Source organism: Marinobacter sp. H13 (assembly GCF_059072335.1).
On sequence record NZ_JCACRU010000001.1, the window covers coordinates 100,208 to 120,353 of the forward strand.

Sequence of the window (20,146 nt, forward strand, 5' to 3'; positions counted from 1 at the left end):
TACCCTTGCACATCCATAGAAGGCAATGCCGGGCCATGACCGATATTCAAACCCTGCGGGAAGAGCTCGAAGGCCAGAGCCCCCGTTCGATTCTCAAAGCTGCGCTGCAACAATACGATAACATCGCCATCTCTTTCAGTGGCGCAGAAGATGTCGTGTTGATTGAAATGGCACACAAGCTGACCGACAACCTGAAGGTTTTCACTCTGGATACAGGCCGTCTGCATCCGGAAACCTACGATTTTGTAGAGCGGGTTCGCAAGCATTACGGCATCGAGATCGAAGTTCTGTTTCCGGATGCTCACGAAGTTCAGGATCTGGTGAACAAAAAGGGCCTGTTCAGCTTCTATGAAGATGGGCACAGTGAGTGTTGCGGCATTCGCAAGGTCAACCCCCTTCGCCGCAAGCTGGCGACCGTGGACGCCTGGATCACTGGACAGCGGAAAGACCAGAGCCCCGGAACTCGCAATGACGTCCCGGTTATCCAGGAAGATACCGCCTTCTCGACCAATGAAAAGACACTGGTAAAGTTCAACCCACTTGCAAACTGGACATCAAAAGAGTTGTGGGATTACATCCGTATGTCCGAGGCGCCGTACAACAAACTGCATGAGAAAGGCTTTGTCAGCATCGGCTGCCAGCCCTGCACCCGTCCTGTCCTGCCTGGTCAACATGAACGTGAAGGCCGCTGGTGGTGGGAAGAAGCCACCCAGAAAGAATGCGGCCTCCATGCTGGCAACCTGATCGCCCGGGAATAACCCGGGCGCCTCTTGCCCATTCACCTTTTAGTGAGTGGGCAGCTCGACATCCTTGAACAGTTCTTCGATTTCAGACCGGCTGCCCTGATGGGAAACCGCCTCGTCCACCTTTTCTTTGGTGAGATGGGGCGCGAAACGGTGAATGAAGTCATACATATAGCCCCGTAGGAAAGTCCCCTTTCGGAACCCGAGTCGTGTGACGCTGGGACGGAAAAGCTTGCGGGCGTCGAGCGCAACCAGGTCGGTGTCCGTTTTTGGATCGAATGCCATGCTCGCGACAATACCGACACCGAGCCCCAACCTGACGTAGGTCTTGATCACGTCTGCATCCGCTGCCGTAAATACCACTTTCGGTGTCAGTCCCTGGGACTGGAACGCCTCATCCAGCTTCGAGCGCCCCGTAAAGCCGAACACGTAAGTCACGAGCGGGTATTCCGCAAGCTCCGGTAGTGTCAGTTCCGGCAGTTTCGCCAGTGGATGATCCTTCGGCACGATGACGCTCCGGTTCCATTTATAGCATGGCATCATGATCAGGTCGTTAAACAGCTCCATGCCCTCGGTAGCAATGGCAAAATCGACCGCCCCGCTGGCTGCCATTTCGGAGATCTGCATTGGCGTCCCCTGATGCATATGCAGGGAGACGTCCGGGTACTCCTCTATAAAGCCACTGATAATCGGGGGCAGTGCATAACGGGCCTGGGTATGAGTGGTGGCGATGCTGAGATCACCCTTTCGCTGGTTACTGAATTCCTGGGCAATCTTCTTGATGCCCTCAACCCGCCGCAGGATTTCGCCGGCCTCGCGAATAATAATCTCGCCGCCCGGTGTGATTCTGGTGAGATGCTTGCCGCTGCGGGCAAATACTTCAAGCCCCAGCTCATCCTCCAGCAGGCGGATCTGTTTGGAGATACCCGGCTGGGACGTGAACAGACTCTGGGCGGTTGCTGAGACATTCAGGTCGTGATGCGCAACTTCCCAGATATAGCGCAACTGTTGTAGTTTCATTGAATCTGCTGCTCCCTGGAGATCGAAGGACCTTGTTGAAGAATACGCATAAAAATACAGATTTTCATTCTTTTTTAATATAGGCAACTGCTTTTACACAGTTTAGACCAAAATCGCATTTGCGCAGCCCATGATAAAACCCTGAGGCTATGAAAAGCCCCTCCAACCCTTGACTTGGCCAATACAAAGGACACAATCCGTAATGCCCTGTCTGGGCACATCAACACTCCAGTTCTCAGGGAACTCATGCTGCTCACCACAAAGTTTCTTCGGCCAACAACGTCAGACTCGCGCGCGGTTAAACGTGAGCGGTTGAGTGCCTTGCTTGAGTCCAGGGCTCCGAAAAGACTGAATCTGGTGATTGCGCCGGCCGGGTTTGGCAAGACCACTCTGGTTGCGCAATGGTGTTCAAGGGTTTCCTCCCCTACCGCCTGGCTCTCTCTGGATGAACACGACGATGAGCCCCGGCGATTCTGGCAGTACCTGATAGGAGCTTTTGAGCAAGCCGGGCTGACCGGCGCGTCCGATTTGCGCAAACAACTGGCTCACCACTCAGATGACACGTTTACCGAGGCCATTACCGGCCTGATCAACACACTGGCTCATGATGACAGCCCGTGGTCGCTGGTGCTGGACGACTTCCACTTCATTGGCAACCCGGCCATTCACAGGCAGTTCGCCTATTTCATTGATTATCTTCCGCCGGGTGTTCTGATAACCCTGGCGTCCAGAACCGAACCGCCACTGCCCCTGGCCCGCTGGCGCGTCCGTCGGTGGATCCAGGACATCCACCCTGGCCTGTTGGCCTTTTCTGAAGACGAATGCCGTCAGTTCTTTCACGACACCATGGGCCTTGATATCGCCGACGAGGATGTCCACGCGATTTACCGCAAAACCGAAGGCTGGGTCGCCGCCATGCAGCTGTCCGCATTGTCCGGAAAGGACGCCAGCACGAGTGGAAACCAGATAAATCTGGATGAGCGCCACATCAGCGATTATGTGCTGAGTGAAGTACTTGAGCAGCAACCCCGGGAGCTGTCGGACTTTCTGCTTGAAACGGCCTGTTGCCCCCGGCTATGTGCATCCCTCTGTGATTCGATCCGTGGGTCCGATAACAGCCAGGAGCTGCTTGAAAAATTTCTCAGCCAGAATCTGTTTCTGATCCCGCTGGATACCCGGAACGAGTGGTTCCGCTATCACGACCTGTTTCGGGATGCGCTGCAACTCAGGGTAAGTCACCAAGACCCTGACTCGGCCGCGCGTCTCTGGCACCGGACGGTGGACTGGTTATTGGCCCATGGCCACGTGCAGGAAGCCATTGCCCAGATCGTCCGACAGGAGGACTGGTCCCGGCTTGCCCGGGTACTCGCCGAGCACGGCAACAACCTGATCCATGGCGGATATCACCTCCCCGTGCTGGACTGGATTGATGCACTGCCACAGGATCTTGTCATCGACAATCCGCAACTCCAGATGCTCCGGATCTGGGGGCTGTTCTTTGCCAACCGCATGGATAGTCTGGAGCCGCTGCTGTCCGGCCTGGAGGATCTTCTGGACCGGCAGGTGGCAGACTCCCATCCGGATGCCGAAGGGGCCCTCGGGCTGCAAAGTGAGATCTCGTTGATGCGCTCCTATCTGGCTCGCACCCGGAGTGACGACAAGAGCGCCGCAGATCTCACAAGACAGGTGCTCAGGGAGATTGATCACACTCGCATACCATTAAAGTCGGTAACCTATTACGGCCTTGGGCTGGATTACTACGGCAAGGGTGAACTCACCGAAGCCGAAGACGCGCTCCAGTCGGCAGTCCGTTACGGACAGGTCGAACATAAACCCAGTACGGTTCTTTCCAGTGGGGGCCTGCTGGCGTGGATTCAATACAATCGCGGCGATATCGATCTGGCTTTGGAAACCTGCACCGAGATAAGGCAATGGGTGGACAAACACTATGCGGACCCAACCCAGCCAAGACTCATCTCATGCTGGCAGAACAGTACACTCTGTGAGATTCATCGCGAACGAAATCACCCCCAGCTAGCAGCCACGCACCTGAAACCGCTGCTCGAACATGTTGAGCGGGGCACCGAACCGGGCCAGCACGTGATCATTCAGTACGTGCGTGGTCACCTGGCTTTCAGCGAGGGCAGGCTCCAGGACGCGATTGACGCGCTCGAAGACGCATCCCAGACCGCCCGCAAGCGGCGAGAGCAAATCGTGTTCGAGCCACCCGCAAGCACTGCCCTTCTGGCACGCTGCTACCTGGCTTCAGGCCATCCGGAAAAAGCCCGGGCCTGCCTGGATTCCCGAGCTGATACCGAGTTCACCAATCCGCTTCATCTTGAACAAAGCCGTATTAGCGAGGCGCGAGTGCTGGTGGCACTGGATCAGCCCGAGCGGGCCCAGGAGATACTCAGCGCTCTTTTGCAACCGGCTGAACGCAACGCCCACAACCGACACCTGGTGGAAATTCTGTTGGTCTATGGCGAGGCCCTGGCGAAGCAGAAACGGACCGATGAATCGGAGCAAATGCTGACCCGCGCGATAGAACTGGCCAGCGAAGCCGGATTCTTGAGGCTCTTTGCGGAGGAAAGCCCGGATCTGCGTGCCCTGCTCCTCGGTTTGCCAGCACTGGATGAACCGGGAAGCTGGAACGCCAGCGTCAGGAAAATGCTTCTCGATCAACGCCAGTCCGGCGAGGGCCATTCTGAAGCAAAACCTAGTGCCATTTCTGGTGAGCGCGGTCGTACGACACTCAACGCCGAAACACTGCCTGAACCTCTCAGCCAGCGAGAACTTGAAGTGCTTGCGCTCATTCATGCGGGCCACGCCAACAAGGAAATTGCCGCAAAAATGGACGTTGCCCCGGCTACGGTGAAGGCCCACATTCGCAACCTTTATGGAAAGCTCGGCGTGGGCCGCAGAACCGAGGCTCTGGCCAGGGCCCGGGAACTGGGGTTGCTGCAAGGCTGATTTCGAGCCCAAAAACGTGATGCACCTCACACTTTGCACCAACAACTTTAACCCGCTACGCCCTTTGGACGATCCGGCTACGCCCTCTAATCCCCTATTATATTTTCAACGGTGAGGGAAACCTCACCAGGAATTCTGAAACTTCAGGCCTTCAGATTTCTTGTTCCGCGTTGTTTCGACGCCCGGGTTCGAAAGAACCCCTTGATGAGAGCCAACCCCCAAAGGGGCTGGCTCTTTTTTTATGGCTGAACGGTTCTGGTGGGATTCAGTGTTCGATGATCCGGCGGAAGGGTGGCAATGCATCCAGCAACAGCTGACCATATCGGCGGGCAATAATGCGGCGATCCAGGATCGTCACTCGTCCAGTATCCTGCTCGGTCCGCAGCAGCCGACCAACCGCCTGGACGAGTTTGATGGACGCGTCCGGAACGTTGATTTCCATAAACGGATTGCCGCCCCGCTGCGTCACCCACTCGGCCAGGCTCGCCTCAATGGGATCATCCGGCACCGAAAATGGCAAACGGGTAATCACGACGTGGTGCAAGTACTTGCCTGGAAGGTCGATACCCTCTGCAAAACTGGCAACGCCGAACAGGACACTCGGCCGGCCTTCATCCACCCTGCTGCAATGCTGCCTCAGCACTTCGCCCTTGGCCATATCGTCCTGGGTGATAATCAGGTCCGGGTAATCCGGGGCCAGCGCGTCTCGCACTTGCTGCATTTGACGACGGGACGTAAACAGTACCAGTGTCGCCTTCTCGCCTGCCCAGAGGTCCGGTAGTCGTTTTACAAGCTCATCGGCGAAGCCGTCATCCGTCGGCATGGCGGACATCGCCGGCACCTCCACCGTTGCCATTTCGCCGTAACGGAAAGAGCTGGGAACCACGAGGAAGCGGCTGCCCTGGGGCAATCCAGCCCGCGCGTTCAGGCGATCGAATCGACCAAGTGCCGTCAGGGTCGCACTGGTGAGCACGGCGCCGTAAGCGCGAGACCAAAGCCTGGAGTACAGCAGGTTGTCTGCCAGCACCGGTGAACTGTAAAGGGTGATGTCCTCGGCGTGATCCCAGCGCTGGCGTACTGCCCATCGGGCTGGGGGCGGGCTTTTCTGCGTTTTCCGCCTGGCCTCAGGCTCATCACCTGTCTCGCTGTTGGTTTCAGCTTCCACGGGGGGACTGGCATTGCCCGGGTCGCACCAGGCTGTCCAGAGCCGCAACTGGTCCTCTGCCCGGGCGTGAAAGGAGCCTATCACCGGATACCAGGCTTCGGCGGTTTCCCGGTCGATCTCATGCTCCTTGCGCTCATCAAAGGCGCCCTGCAACTCGTCCGCCAGAACGCCCAGTTGCCGGACCATGTTAGCGGTAGCAATCCGGCTTTCGGCTGCAAGCTCAGCCACGGCTTCCGGCAACTCACCTTCCGGATAACGCCACTGCGCCGTCCGGCGCTCTTCGTTGAACTCCCAGCCGGTATTCTGCTCGGCTTCTTCGTAAACCCGGTTGAGGACCAGGTCTACCTCTCTCGACGCAGAACTGATGCGATCCAGGGACTTGGCGGCCTGGGTGCCGGCTGCCAGGTAAGGCTGCATTTTAACAAGCGCCTGGGAAAGCTGCTTCAGCCATTGCCGGGTAGCATTGAGTGGCAGCGACGCGGCAAAGTGATTCAGGGCTTTGTCCGGAAGGTGATGAGCCTCGTCGAAAATATAAAGGGCGTTCTCCGGCTCCGGCAGAATGGCGCCGCCGCCCAGGGCAAGGTCGGCCAGAACCAGATCATGGTTAGCCACCACGATATCGGCATCATCAAGGTCTTTACGGGCATCAAAAAAAGCGCAACTGTCGAAATAGCTGCAGTGGCGGTTGGTGCACTGCCGGTGGTCGGTTGTTACCTGTCGCCAGACGTCGTCCGGTATCTGTTCCGGCCAGTGGTCCCGGTCACCGTCCCACTCGCGGGAGCCATAACTGGCGAGCATTTCCTCGAAAAAGGCCCGGGTGCCCGGTTCTTCATTTTTCGGCCCATCCAAAAGGAACAGGGGCATGGTGTCGCTGTCGGTATTGCCTTCATCGTGCAGTCGGGCTTCCAACCGTGACATGCAGAGGTAGCGCCCCCGCCCTTTGGCCAGAGTCCAGTTGAAATCCATCTTGCTGTGCTTTTTCAGGTCCGGGAGGTCTTTAAGCACAATCTGGTCCTGAAGGGCCACGGTTGCGGTGGAGATAACCAGGGTTTTGCCGAGGGCTTTGGCCACCGGGATGGCAGCGATCAGATAGGCCAGGGTTTTGCCTGTCCCGGTCCCGGCTTCGACCACACAGGCAGAGGCCGGGGACGTTCGCTGGCCATCGTTCTCGGTGATATCGCCCATGTATCTGGCGATTTCCGCAATCATCAGGCGCTGCCCATAGCGCGCCCGAATATCCTTCCCTGCCAGCACATCCCGATATCCCTGCTGGATCGATTGCTTGATTTCGTCGGTCAGCGCCATCAGCGAGGACTCACCCAGTCCCGAACAACGCCAACCCGAAAACGCCGCCCGTCACGACTCAGAACCACCCCTTCTTCTGTTATGTCGTCTACCCGCAGGCCATCGAAGACGTCGCCCACTCGCAGGTAGGTGTTGTTAATCATGACCCGGCGCGATGCAGGGGATGACGAGTAGATATGGCTGTTAAAGGTCAAATCGGGAACGCTCTTCTGAAACGAGAGCGGCAACTCTACCAGATGTGGCACTCTGCCTGCCTGCTCGGGCTGCACCATTGGTGCAGCAGTTTCGGAATTTGCGGATGAGGGAACGATAACGGTCGCTCGCTCCCGGCTTTGTGATGGGGAAGGTTCCGAAGCGATCGGCGCTGGAGTCGCCTCGCCCGCATCGGGCTCAGGGATGGTCCCCGTTTGTGCAACGGGATCTTCCAATGTCGGTGCTGGCTCTGTCGCAGGCGCCACCGCATCAGGTTCAGGAGCTGTCGTTCTGGCCGAGGCCGCAGATGTCTCGGATTGCGACTCGGAAACCCAGGGCAACGGCGCTCCCGGCCAGAAGACAAAGGCCAGGACGCCGGCATTGAGCATGAGTGCAAGAGACACCCAGACAGCCGGCGACCACCGCTTTTTCTTCGGGCGATGGATCAGCTGTACCAGTTGACCAAGGTCCGGTACGCGCCCTTGCCTCCGTTCAGTTTCGGATTTCCGCAATGCGTCAAGAATGTACGACATAATTACTCTCGACCTTCAACTTGCCGGCGACCTTCGGACTGCAGAGGCTTGAGACGGGGAATGTTAGCTTCCAGGTCGTTATTGATCTGGATAATCGTCATGGCTCCGGCGATCCCATCGACGGTAAGCCCTCGCAATGACTGATACCAGCGAACCTGCTCTTCGGAATCCAGCCGTTTCACCCGGTCACTTTCAGCACGGGAATTACTGAAACGGTCCGCCAGATCCATCACTCGCGCACCAATCCAGAGTTGCTCGCCACCGCCATTGCTGTAAAAGCCGTCGCCCGTCAGGTATTCCGGAAGGCGCCACAGAACCCGATACTCCCCGAACCAATAGCGCTCGATACTGGCAAACAATACAGTCTGATTGCCGGAGGGAAACGCGATGTCTGCGGTATCGCCGTCCAGATGGCGGAGCACGACAAACCCCCGGTTACCCGCCTCATCCTGCAACTGAAGCATCGCCGGGCGATCCAGAAACTCGAGGCTTCGGCGGCTACCCTGACGACTCAGGCATCCAAGACCCTCCTCGTTGGCCCAGTCGCAGGCAACGGGCGCTTCCGAAGGTTCATATTCACGCCCCCAGATCCCGAAAAGTACCTGAAAAGCCTCCACGGAATCCAGAAGCTGACCCGGCACGGCAAGTTCAACGGGTGCTGACGGCTCTCCAGACCCGGTTTCCTGGATCTCTTGCAATGGTTTCTGTTCCTGCTCCTCGACTCGCTCAACAGCTCCCTGCAAAGGTTCTGGTGAGGAGGGATCGGTGAGAAACGCTCCACCCGGTGACCAACGCTCAATAAGCCAGGCGGTGCCGATGATGGCCACCAGAATCGAAGCCGCAACGATAAGGTACTGGGATCTGTCTGGTGACTGGTGAGCTCGTGAGGGCGTGGGGCCGAGGGATTGTCCACGTACTTCTTTTGCCGCCTGGCGGATATGCTCGGGCGTAATCTCATGCTCACCCTCGGCATAGGCGCCCAACAGTGCGCGGTCACTGATCAAATTGATCAGGCGGGGTATGCCCTGGCTCTCGCGATAGAGGCGATTCACCGCCCGCTGCGAAAAGATATCACCCCGCATGCCGGCAACACTGAGGCGGTATTTCAGGTAGGCCGGCAGCTCTTCCCGACCAATGGCATCCAGATGGTAGCGCGCGGTAACGCGCTGGTTCAGCTGGCGCAACTCCGGAAGTGCCAGCATTTCCTGCAGTTCGGGCTGCCCGAGCAGGACAATCTGAAGCAGCTTCTTCTCCGCCGTCTCCAGGTTGGTCAGAAGGCGGAGCTGCTCCAATACCTCAGCAGACAGATTCTGGGCCTCATCGATCATCAGAACCTTGTGTCGCCCGGCCGCATGGGCCTTAAGCAGGTCCTGGTTAATCAGGTCCACCAGTTCCTTGATGGTGGCACTTATCTCGTGGGGGATTTCCAGCTCATCACAGATGGAGGAGAGCAACTCCCGGGCAGAGAGCCTGGGATTCAGGATCAGCGCGATATCCACATTATCCGGAACATTCTCGATAAAGCAGCGGGAAACCGTTGTTTTCCCGGTTCCCACTTCGCCGGTAATCACGATGAAGCCGCCCTGCCCCTGAACCCCATACATCAGGTGTGCCAGCGCCTCCTTGTGGCGATCGCTCAGGTACAGATAACGAGGGTCTGGCGCAATGGAAAACGGCGGTTCCCGAAAGCCGAAAAAGTCGTAATACATATCAGGACGTACCGGAATCCGCGTTGCTGATCAGTCTGAGCTCGGCGGTGCGCCGATTCTGGTGCTTGAGTCTCCGTACGCACCGCTCCAGGGTTTTCGAGATGCGGGCGTGGGAGCGGATCATGGAGATTTTTGGCCAGGTGGCCCGTTCGCCGGCCAGAATCATCTGCCGTACGTAAGCCGGATCGGGATTTGCCAGCATCCTGCTGTAATCCCTGAACGAATATGAGGGCGCAATGGTAACGTCTCCCGAATAGCGCTGGGCCATGATGGTGTACAACTGACCGGACATCTGCCGCATAAGTTCCGGCCTTAGCCTTTTCCGCAGGTAATCAAACACCCCCTGGCCATGGAACTGAATTTCAGATTTCAGCAGGTGCATCGGCAAATTGCCAAGGGACAGCTTTTCATCCCGGCCGCGCTGGCTCAGGAACGGCACCACATGGGGATTGGTCTGGCTCACAATCGTATAATTCACATCGTACAGATGCATCAACCGCTCAATAGGCAGGTCGCTCACAACCGAGCCATCCACGAACTTCAGGCGCGGCATATAGGGAAGCGTGTTGCCCTGAATGTCCTTTTTCATCAACGTAACCGGCGGGAAAATACCGGGAACCGCAGCGCTGGCCAACACCGCACTCCAGACCATCAGATAAGGCGAGGTGTATCCGCACAGCAAGCGAGCCTTCTGGTGGGCCTGCACTGGTGAAACACTCACATTGATCGAACGGCCAGTACGCTGGTAAGCCTCTTCAAAAGTATATTCACCGATATTGCCACGCAGGCAGTTGCGCAGCTCTTCCTGATCCATGAGTCCGTCCCCACGCACCGCACTGAGCAGCCCCCGCCATTTCCAGGCTTTCAGGTTATGGTTCTCGGGCACCAGCATTTCCGGGATTTCCGCGTCTGTGTGTACTCCAAGAATGCCCGCGATAACCGCGCCGATACTTGAACCGGCAATGACCTGGGGCAGAAGCCCCTTTTCCCACAGGGCCTTGATGACGCCAAAGTGGAACACACCCAGTGTAGCGCCGCCGCTGAGCAAAAGTGCCGGCCGGCCATAGCTTGTAAGCGTATCCCGGAAGAACTGAAGTTTGTCGGCAACGGGAAAACCGGGCACCGGTTCATCACAGAGGTAATCCAGCGATTCACAGACCTGGGTAATGTATTCCTCGATCAGATGTTTGGTGCCAACCCGGGATCGGGTATAAAGCGCCGGGTTGCCCATGTTCCCCAGATCATGGTGGAGGCCCTCCCGAAGGGCCCGCTTGAGCCGTTCTACATCATTCTGCTGGCGATACTGTTTGAGGTTGCTCAGCCGGTCGTAGATAACTTCGTAGTGGTAGAGATCGGAGGCGAAATCCTCTTTCCACTCGGCATTGCCCTCCAGAAAGTCCAACTCCAGGGCCGCAGCCTTCCACACTTCGTAGTTTGGCGCCTCGGCCAGCATTTTCCGGAATTTGGCTATTCTTGGATCCTTGAGCACCGCTGACCTCCTTTCAAACCGGATGACACTCAGAAATCATCCAGCATCAGATCTTCATCGTCGCCACTGGCAAACGGGTCGTTAACCACTTTCCCGTCGTTAATCAGGAATTCCCGACGTTGCAGAAAAGCGTTTCGAACAAACGTGTAGCTGTCGCCCGAGATAAAGCTTTCAGCGGGAATGAGATCTGCCCGACGGTCCACTATCTGCAGCGCACGGGCATAGTAAACTTCAGGGCTGTCAACTTCATCCCAGGCCGACGGTAGCGCAAAGCCGTCGGTCATGAACCCGGTAAAATGCCGGGGGGTTGAAGGCCCCAGAAAAGGCAGCATGAGGTAGGGTCCTGAACCCACGCCCCAGTAACCCAGTGTCTGACCAAAATCTTCCGGCCGCTCCGGGAGGTCAAAGGCGGTTGCCACGTCAATCAGCCCGGCCAGACCGAACGTCGTGTTGAAGGTAAAGCGCCCTACCGCAACCACGGCCGACTCCCCTTTCAGCTGCAGTATGCTGTTGGTGAAGTTTCGGAGTTCGGTCAGGTTATTGAAGAAATTGGTAATGCCACGGTCAACAATCTGCGGGGTGAAGTCTCTGTAGGCCTGTGCCACCGGCTTCAGGAACCAGCGATCAATGGTCTCGTTGAAAGTGTACACCTTGCGGTTCCAGTTCTCCCAGGGGTCTTTCGGGTCAACCGGAACAGAGCCTTCTGGCGCAGGTTCCTGCATAGTCTGTGCGGTGGCCTGGCCCACTGGCAGGAATACAGCCAGGAATAACAACATGGTGAGCGTAATCAGCCGGCGCCGGATAAAAATGTGTTTCATTATCTGCTCCTGGGTTGTTTAATTCGTTTCAATTCGTCGAAAATACCGGCGCTATTCTTTTTATTATTAAACCATTGTTCCGGAGAAACCGATGTCAGTACCGGGAAATCTTGTAAACACGATTACCATGCCGCTCCGCTGGGGTGACATGGATGCATACGGCCACGCCAATAATACAGTCTACTTCCGATTCTTTGAGGAAGCGCGCATTGTCTGGCTGGCCTCACTGGAGCTCGGCGGTCCCGAAGAGCCAACCGGCCCGGTCATTATAAAGACCAGTGCCACCTTTCTAAAGGAATTGAACCACCCGGCAACGGTTGAGGTGAAAACATACGCTGACAAAGCAGGTAACACCAGCCTCGACACCTATCATTTGCTGACAGATGTCGATACTGGCGCTGTTTATGCGGAAGGCTATGCGAAAATCGTGTGGTTCGACCGGGAAACGCGCTCCTCGGCCCCGCTGCCAGATACCCTTCGGGCCCTGGCAACGACTTGAATCGGAAGACTCCTACCGGCGGCGTACCACCACGCTGCCGATGGAATAACCTGCCCCGAATGAACAGATTACCCCGAGATCGCCACTGACAAAGTCATCCTTGTGCTTGTGGAAGGCGATGATCGAACCGGCGGAGCTGGTGTTGGCGTACTCATCCAGAATCACCGGTGCCTCTTCCTCAGTGGCATCGCGACCCAGTACCTTGCGGGCAATCAGCTGATTCATGTTCAGGTTGGCCTGGTGCAGCCACATACGACGGAGATCATCCGGCGAGAGGGACAGGCTTTGCAGCTGTTTCTGGATGGTCTCGGCAACCAGCGGCGACACTTCCTTGAATACCTTGCGACCCTGCTGAACGAAGAGCTTGTCGGGTTTACCAACACCGGAATCATCGGCGCGGTTCAGAAACCCGAAATTGTTCCGGATGTTGTTGGAAAACTTGGTTTTCAGGCTGGTACCGAGAATCTCGAACCCCTGCCCCTCCCGGGTATCTTCTTCGCGCTCAACCAGAATGGCTGTGCAGGCGTCACCAAAAATAAAGTGACTGTCCCGGTCCCGGAAATTCAGGTGGCCGGAACAGATTTCCGGGCTGACCACCAGAACGGACCGGGCACTGCCATTCTCGACGGAATTGACGGCCGCCTGAAGACCGAACGTAGCGGAGCTGCAGGCCACGTTCATATCGTAGGCAAAGCCGTCGATGCCCAGCGCTTCCTGAACTTCGATAGAAACTGCCGGATAGGCCCGTTGCAGGTTGGAACAGGCAACGATCACGGCATCGACATCCTGTGCCGACTTACCCGCCTGCTCGAGGGCCTCACGGCAAGCAGTCACAGCCATTTCGCATTGCACCGATGGCTCCTCGTTGCTGCGATCGGGGATATAGGGCTTCATGCGTTTGGGATCGAGAATGCCATCCTTGTCGATCACATGGCGGCGCTTGATGCCGGACGCTTTCTCGATAAACGAGGAGGACGATGGCTGCAGCGGCGTCACATCGCCATTGGCGATGGCGTCTGCGTTCTCCGCGTTGAACAGTTCAACGTACTGGTTGAAGGCTTCGACCAGTTCGTCATTATCAATGGTTGCTGGCGGTGTGTAGAGACCGGTCCCGCTAATAACGGCTTTAATCACGCTAACCCCACGTCATGATTGTGAAAACGGGATGACTGGCGTCCCGTCTGATTCGTTCATTGACCTACTGCCAGAAATACTAACACAGTATCGGGGTTTTGCCCGTCGGCTATCAGTCAGTAGCACCGGATTGGTGCAGCTTGCCTTTCTCAGACTCTGGTTTTTTCCCACTGCCGGTCCAGACGTTTCACCGACACGGTCATCACCGTGCCCAATTGCTGGGCAAAGAACGACACCCGGAACTCCTCGAGCATCCACCGGTACAACACCAATTCAGGATCCCGGATCCCCTGCCGCTGTTGTTCGTCCCGCTTCACCGCGTAGCGGGACCAGAGCGGCTCGATGGTGTGAAGAAACTCCCGCTCCCGGCCCATTTCCCGTGACATTTTCTCCAGCCGAATCAGGGCCGCCTCGAAGTAACGCCCGAATTCCGCCAGCCACTCAGGCGGTGTTTCCACCAGAAATCCGGGATAGACAAGGTTCTGTAGCTGAAATTTAAGATCAGCCATGCTGTTGGCGAGGGCCAGATTGATTTTGCCTTTCAACTGCTTCGCCACTTTCTGGTAACCGGACATCGCCTGATACAACCGCTCGTCGGCCTGCTCGAGGGCCGGAATGAAGTCGCCCCGGTGAGCGTCAAACACACGGTCGAAGTCCTCTGCTGTCCTCGGAACACCCTCCGGGAGAAAGTGTTGCATGGCCGTTGCCAGCAACAGATCATCCAGCAACACTTTCGACTGGCCTACAGGAGCAAACATCAAAGCGGACTGCTTGAAACGCGGAAGTTTCCGCTCCAGGTCATCGAGCGTCCTGCCGAACCGGTTCAGAATCAGGCGGGCGATTGCCTTCCGGGTGGTATCTTCAGCGGTCAGCCGGTCCAGACAGCGTATCTGTCGCACCTGCTTGCCCATATCCTCCAGCGCGGGATAGACGGTCACCTGCATGCCGCCCTTTTCGGTTTGGACCTGTTCGGGCAACGCTCCGAACCGCCAGTCGGTGTACTCGCCAACTGGTTCCGCCGGCGAATCATCTTTTGTCGCCGACTCAAGCGCCTGTTCGGCCTGACCCTCAAGTTGATGCTGCAAATCGGTCGTCTCGCGACTCTCGGCAATAGTGCGACCGCCGTCGCCCATGACCCGCAGGTTCATCCTGAGGTGCTTTGGCAATTCCGATTCCGACCAGGCCTCCGGATCAATCTGTACGCCGGTCATCCGTCGCAACTGCTCGCCCAGCTGAAGCGTTAACGGTTCGTTGGAGGGCTGCAGGTTCTCGAGGGCCGCGTCTACAAAATCAGGCACAGGAACAAAGTTACGGCGCAACGCCTTGGGCAGGGACTTTACCAGGGCAATGCATTTCTCCCTCAGCAGACCCGGCACCAGCCATTCCAAGCGACTGGAAGGTATCTGCTTGAGCGCCATCAAGGGCACCTGAAGCGTAACGCCGTCCTTTTCACTGGTGGGTTCGAACTCATAGCTCAGCGGGTAACGAACACCCTCCCACTCCAGATAGTCCGGGTACAGGTCAGCGGCCTGGGCATCCACCGGTCGCTGAAGAATGTCGGCTTCGGTGAGCTCCAGTTCCTTCAGTTGCTCCGCTGGGAGCCCCTTCCACCAGGTCTCGAAATGCCGGCCACTGATGATGTCTGCAGGCAGGCGTTCATCGTAGAAGGCCACCAGCACTTCATCGTCAACGAGCAGATCACGCCGCCGGGTCTTCTTCTCAAGATTCTCAACCGTGTCGAGCATCTCCCGGTTACGGGCGATAAAGGGCGCCTTTGACCGGTAATCCCCTTCCACCAACGCTCGCCGGATAAACAGATTCCGACATTCCGCCGGGTCCACTTTGGCGTAAGGAATCCGGCGCTTGGCAACAATATCCAGGCCGTAAAGGGTGACCTTTTCGTAACCCATCACCTGGGCCCGCTTCTGCTCCCAATGGGGCTCAAAATAATGGTGTTTGACGATATGGCCGGCGAGAGGCTCAATCCATTCCGGTTGAATGGAGGCCACCACCCGGGCAAAGACCCGACTGGTCTCCACAATCTCGGTGGCAACAATCCATTTCGGACCGGTCTTCGCCACCTTGGAGCCGGGAAAGATCAGCACCTTCCGGTTCCGGGTCGCCAGGTATTCTTTCTTTTCCACCTTCACCGCTACCTGGCCCAGAAGACCCGCCAGTATCGCCTTGTGCAGCGCTTCGTAACTGGCGGCATCCTTGTTGACCGCCAGCTTCTGTTCACGACAGATCAGCGTCAGCTGGCGATGGATATCCCGCCATTCCCGCATTCGCATCCAGCTCAGGAAGTTCTTCTGGCAAACCTTCTTGAGCTGATTCTGGGACAGCTCCTGGCGTTGCTCTTCATAGAAATTCCACACGTTCAGCAGGGTGACGAAATCCGATTCCTTGTCATTGAACGGTGCGTGGGCCTGATCCGCCGCCTGCTGTTTGTCCTGGGGCCGCTCCCGGGGGTCCTGAATACTCAACCCGGCAATGATGACCAAGGTTTCCGCCAGACTGCCAAGCTCCGCCGCTGTGACCAGCATCCTGGCCAGGCGTGGATCGAGGGGCAGCCGAGACATGGTTCGACCAAGCCGGGTAACCCGGCGCTTGTCATCCACTGCACCCAATTCTTCCAGCAGCTTGTAGCCGTCGTTGACCTGACGCTTATCCGGTGCCTCCAGGAACGGGAACTGCCGAATTTCCCCAAGGCCCGACGTCGCCATTTGCAGAATGACCGACGCCAGGTTGGTGCGCAGTATTTCCGGATCGGTGTATTCCGGGCGGTTGATAAAATCCGTCTCGTCGTAAAGCCGGAAACAGATACCCGGGGCCACCCGGCCACAACGTCCTGCCCGCTGATTGGCGCTGGCCTGGGAAATCGGTTCCACCGGCAAGCGCTGGATCTTCGAGCGCACACTGTAGCGGCTGATCCGGGCAACCCCGGTATCGATCACGTAACGAATGCCCGGCACCGTCAACGAGGTTTCCGCCACGTTCGTCGAGAGCACGATCCGTCGACCCTTGTGGGACTGGAACACCCGGTTCTGCTCGGCATTGCTCAACCGGGAATACAACGGCAGCACTTCGGTGTGCCGCAGATCAACATGACGCAGTACCTTGCTGAGATTGCGGATCTCCCGCTCTCCTGGCAGGAACACCAGGACGTCACCGGGTGGCTGCTTCTGGCTGCGCTCATGTTGTTCGATTTCATCAAGGGCGCCCAGCACCCCATCGGTCCAACCCTGATCCCGGTCGTCCTCATCTCCAGTCAACGGGCGGTAACGCACGTCCACCGGATAGGTTCGACCGCTCACCTCAATCACCGGCGCCTTGTCGAAAAATTCGCTGAACCGTTCAACCTCAATGGTGGCCGACGTAATGATGATCTTCAGATCCGGTCGCTTGGGCAGGAGCTGACGCAGATACCCGAGCAGGAAGTCGATGTTGAGACTACGCTCGTGGGCTTCGTCGATGATGATCGTATCGTAGCGATCCAGAAAGCGGTCGTGCTGAACCTCCGCCAGCAGGATGCCGTCGGTCATCACCTTCACCCGTGACTGCTCGGAGGTGTTGTCGGTGAAACGAACCTGATAGCCGATCTGCTGACCGGTCTGCTCACCTATCTCCTCGGCAATACGGGCAGCCACACTGCGGGCGGCGATCCGCCGGGGCTGGGTATGACCGATCAGGCCACGAATACCACGACCACTGTTCATGCAGATTTTGGGTATCTGGGTGGTTTTGCCAGAACCGGTTTCACCCGCAATGATTACCACCTGATGGTTTTCGATGGCCTCACGGATATCATCCACACGCTCAGAGACCGGAAGGCCCTCGGGGAAGCTGGCCGGCTTGTGCAGGGCATGGCGTTGCTGAACCTTTTCAAGCCCGCGCTCCAGCCAGTTGGCCATTTTCTCCAGGTCTTTCTGGCCCGGTTTGCCCTTGGTACGGGCCACCGTTTTCACAATGCGGGCGGCTTCCTGCTGATTGCAGGCGTCCAGCTGCTCCATCATCGCTCTAACAGCGGCTTCGCCATCGGGCTTGGGTTTCGGTGTGCTCGGAGTATCGGAACGGGTGTCTGTCATTGAATTGCCGGAATAGCGCTCACTCGGATTCGATTGGGCGACAGTCTATCGGGAAAGTCGGTGTCTTAAAAACGGAAAAACCCCGCCAAAGCGGGGTATTCCTTGATCCACTGGCAGGGAGGCTTACTTATTGTTCGCCTCGTCCCGCAGTTCACGGCGCAGGATCTTGCCCACATTTGTCTTGGGCAGCTCGTCCCGGAACTCGAATTTCTTGGGAACCTTGTAGGCGGTTAGCCGCTCGCGACAAAACTCCTTGAGCTCGTTTTCCGTCACGCCTTCAGCCGTCGGCACCAGGTAAACCTTGACCGCCTCACCACTCTTGGCATCGGGAACGCCAACCGCGGCGCACTCGACCACTTTCGGATGGCTGCTGACCACATCTTCGATCTCATTCGGGAACACGTTGAAGCCAGAGACAATGATCATGTCTTTCTTGCGATCGACAATACGGATATAGCCGTCTTCCTGAATCAGGGCAATGTCCCCGGTGCGCAGATAGCCGTCCTCGGTGAAGGACTTCTGGGTATCCTCAGGGCGCTGCCAGTAACCGCGCATAACCTGCGGGCCCTTCACGCACAGCTCGCCGGGCTCGCCAAGAGGCGTTTCATTGCCTTCTTCATCCAGGGTTTTAACCACTGTAGACGGAATCGGAAGGCCGATGGTGCCGATCTGAATGGCGCTGTGGGGGTTGAAGGTCACAACCGGGGACGTTTCGGTCATACCGAAGCCCTCGCAGATCTCACATCCAGTGACCCGCTCCCACATCTTGGCAGTGTCGCTTGTCAGCGCCATGCCGCCCGAGGACGTCAGCTTCAGGCTGCTGAAGTCCAGATCCTGGAAGTCTTCGTTGTTGCAAAGCGCGACAAAGAGCGTGTTCAGTCCCAGGAACGCGGTGAACTTGTGGTTCTTCAGCTCTTTCACAAAGCCCGGGATATCACGCGGGTTCGGAATCAGCACGTTGTGCGCGCCGGCCTCAAGCATGATGCCGCAGTTCAGGGTAAAGGAATAAATGTGGTAGAGCGGCAGCGGCGCGATAACAACCTCCTGACCTTCAACCACCATGTCTTCCATCATAGGCCGGGTCTGCAGCAGGTTGGCTACCAGGTTGCCGTGGGTCAGCATCGCGCCTTTCGCCACACCGGTCGTCCCGCCGGTGTACTGAAGCACGGCAATGTCATCCTGCTTGCACTCTACCGGGGTGAATTTTTCACGGGCGCCGGCACTCAGAACGGCAGGCAGCTTGTGGGCCTGGGGCAGATTGAACGGCGGCACCATCTTTTTGACATGCTTGACCACGGCATTCATCAGCGTGCGCTTGATTGGCGAGTGCATATCCGCGATTTCGGTAACAATCACGTGCTCGATGCCAGTGTGTGGCAACACCTTCTCGGCGTTCTCGGCCATGTTCGCGAGAACCACCAGCGCCTTGGCTCCGGAATCGTTGAACTGATGTTCCATTTCCCGCGTGGTATAAAGCGGGTTGGTATTCACTACAATCAGGCCAGCTCGCATTGCGCCAAACACAACGACCGGGTACTGGCTGACGTTCGGCATCTGCACCGCGATGCGGTCGCCAGGTTTCAGGTCTGTCTTGTTTTGCAGCCAGGCTGCAAAGTTGCGGCTCTGGGTGTCGAGGTCACGGTAAGTGAGAGTTGCACCAACAGCACTGAATGCGGGACGGTCGGCAAACTTTTTGACCGACTGCTCGAATACATCCACCATGCTTTTGTACTTGTTCAGGTCCACCTCACGGGGCACGCCGGCGGGGTATTTATCCTGATAGAACTGCTCAAAATCCATCACCATCTCCTGTTTGGCGCTTTTGATTGTAATGATTTACCGATGTCAGGTTGATCAGAAAATCAACCCTACAAAGGTATCAGCCTCAAAAAAGTGGGGAGAGAATAGCAGTTTTGTAACCGATGAGGTAGTTTTCGAGACTCTTACCCGAACACCTGTACTCAAATGACAACAGTGCGGAGCACGCGATGAGCGATACCCTTGATACCCTGGAAAATATCACCTACGACGAGCTGAACGAGGGCGACACCGCCACCTTTACGCGCACCCTCACCGAGGACGAACTGGTGCTGTTTGCGGCGGTCTCCGGTGATGTAAACCCGGTACACCTGGACTCCGAATTTGCAGCCGGCTCCATGTTCAAGGATCGGATTGCCCATGGTATGTGGAGCGGCTCCCTGATCTCGGCGGCGTTGGCAACGGTCATGCCGGGCCCCGGTACCATCTACCTGGACCAGAGCCTGTCTTTCAAGCGGCCGGTGAAACTGGACGACACCCTCACCGTTCAGTTGAAAATCCTCCGCAAGGAACCGAAAGGCCGGGTCGTGGTCGAGTGCGACGTACGTAATCAGAACGATCAGAAGGTGGTCATCGGGGAAGCGAAGGTCATCGCGCCATCGGAGAAAGTGTGTCTGCACAAACCCCGGTTGCCGAAAATCACCATCGAAAACTAAGCTCGCCGTG

General features: G+C 57.2%; 13 protein-coding genes. 4 read left to right on the forward strand and 9 right to left on the reverse strand.

The genetic code is table 11. The features are described from left to right. The first annotated feature begins 35 nt into the window (after positions 1–35). Complete coding sequence (locus AC5JQH_RS00480) at positions 36–758, forward strand: phosphoadenylyl-sulfate reductase (RefSeq protein ID WP_405419918.1); 723 nt, start codon at positions 36–38, stop codon at positions 756–758. A gap of 27 nt (positions 759–785) precedes the next feature. Here the strand turns inward: AC5JQH_RS00480 and cysB are convergent, their stop codons facing one another. Further along, entirely contained in the window at positions 786–1,763 is a 978-nt protein-coding gene (gene cysB, locus AC5JQH_RS00485; protein WP_008171800.1) for an HTH-type transcriptional regulator CysB, read from the reverse strand. 246 nt (positions 1,764–2,009) lie between these two features. On the opposite strand from cysB, the gene AC5JQH_RS00490 reads away from it, so the two are divergent. Further along, positions 2,010–4,733, forward strand: a complete 2,724-nt coding sequence (locus AC5JQH_RS00490; RefSeq protein ID WP_493805133.1) for a winged helix-turn-helix domain-containing protein — start codon at positions 2,010–2,012, stop codon at positions 4,731–4,733. 265 nt (positions 4,734–4,998) lie between these two features. On the opposite strand, the gene dinG is transcribed toward AC5JQH_RS00490, so the two are convergent. Genes dinG through AC5JQH_RS00515 form a run of 5 tightly spaced genes read right to left on the reverse strand, consistent with a single transcriptional unit; the run spans position 4,999 to position 11,944 of the window. Beyond that, positions 4,999–7,203 (reverse strand): ATP-dependent DNA helicase DinG, encoded by a 2,205-nt coding sequence (gene dinG / locus AC5JQH_RS00495; RefSeq protein ID WP_493805134.1) that lies wholly within the window; start codon positions 7,201–7,203, stop codon positions 4,999–5,001. Further along, positions 7,203–7,928 carry a general secretion pathway protein GspB gene (locus tag AC5JQH_RS00500; protein ID WP_493790906.1) on the reverse strand — a complete coding sequence of 242 codons (726 nt, stop codon included), beginning with the start codon at positions 7,926–7,928 and terminating at the stop codon, positions 7,203–7,205. The genes dinG and AC5JQH_RS00500 overlap by 1 nt, the downstream gene beginning before the upstream one ends. 2 nt (positions 7,929–7,930) lie before the next feature. Further along, positions 7,931–9,637, reverse strand: a complete 1,707-nt coding sequence (locus AC5JQH_RS00505) for an AAA family ATPase (RefSeq protein ID WP_493805135.1) — start codon at positions 9,635–9,637, stop codon at positions 7,931–7,933. Between the two features lies 1 nt (position 9,638). Further along, the gene (locus AC5JQH_RS00510) at positions 9,639–11,126 is read right to left on the reverse strand and encodes a DUF3336 domain-containing protein (RefSeq protein ID WP_491713114.1); all 1,488 of its coding nucleotides are present in this window, start codon (positions 11,124–11,126) and stop codon (positions 9,639–9,641) included. Between the two features lie 29 nt (positions 11,127–11,155). After that, positions 11,156–11,944 (reverse strand): MlaA family lipoprotein, encoded by a 789-nt coding sequence (locus AC5JQH_RS00515; protein WP_493790909.1) that lies wholly within the window; start codon positions 11,942–11,944, stop codon positions 11,156–11,158. A 91-nt stretch (positions 11,945–12,035) separates the two neighbouring features. On the opposite strand from AC5JQH_RS00515, the gene AC5JQH_RS00520 reads away from it, so the two are divergent. Then, a complete protein-coding gene (locus tag AC5JQH_RS00520; protein WP_459423273.1) occupies positions 12,036–12,443 on the forward strand; it encodes an acyl-CoA thioesterase in 408 nt (135 codons plus the stop codon). Positions 12,444–12,455: 12 nt separating this feature from the next. Here AC5JQH_RS00520 and AC5JQH_RS00525 read toward each other — a convergent pair whose 3' ends face one another. From AC5JQH_RS00525 to AC5JQH_RS00535, 3 genes are all read right to left on the reverse strand, one after another. Then, complete coding sequence (locus tag AC5JQH_RS00525) at positions 12,456–13,577, reverse strand: beta-ketoacyl-ACP synthase III (RefSeq protein WP_008171815.1); 1,122 nt, start codon at positions 13,575–13,577, stop codon at positions 12,456–12,458. Between the two features lie 149 nt (positions 13,578–13,726). Continuing rightward, positions 13,727–17,662 (reverse strand): ATP-dependent RNA helicase HrpA, encoded by a 3,936-nt coding sequence (gene hrpA, locus AC5JQH_RS00530; protein ID WP_493805136.1) that lies wholly within the window; start codon positions 17,660–17,662, stop codon positions 13,727–13,729. Between the two features lie 123 nt (positions 17,663–17,785). Beyond that, the gene (locus AC5JQH_RS00535; protein WP_041645242.1) at positions 17,786–19,462 is read right to left on the reverse strand and encodes a long-chain fatty acid--CoA ligase; all 1,677 of its coding nucleotides are present in this window, start codon (positions 19,460–19,462) and stop codon (positions 17,786–17,788) included. Between the two features lie 188 nt (positions 19,463–19,650). Here AC5JQH_RS00535 and AC5JQH_RS00540 point away from each other — a divergent pair, with 188 nt between their 5' ends. Beyond that, positions 19,651–20,136, forward strand: a complete 486-nt coding sequence (locus AC5JQH_RS00540) for a MaoC/PaaZ C-terminal domain-containing protein (RefSeq protein WP_008171821.1) — start codon at positions 19,651–19,653, stop codon at positions 20,134–20,136. Positions 20,137–20,146: the final 10 nt, after the last annotated feature.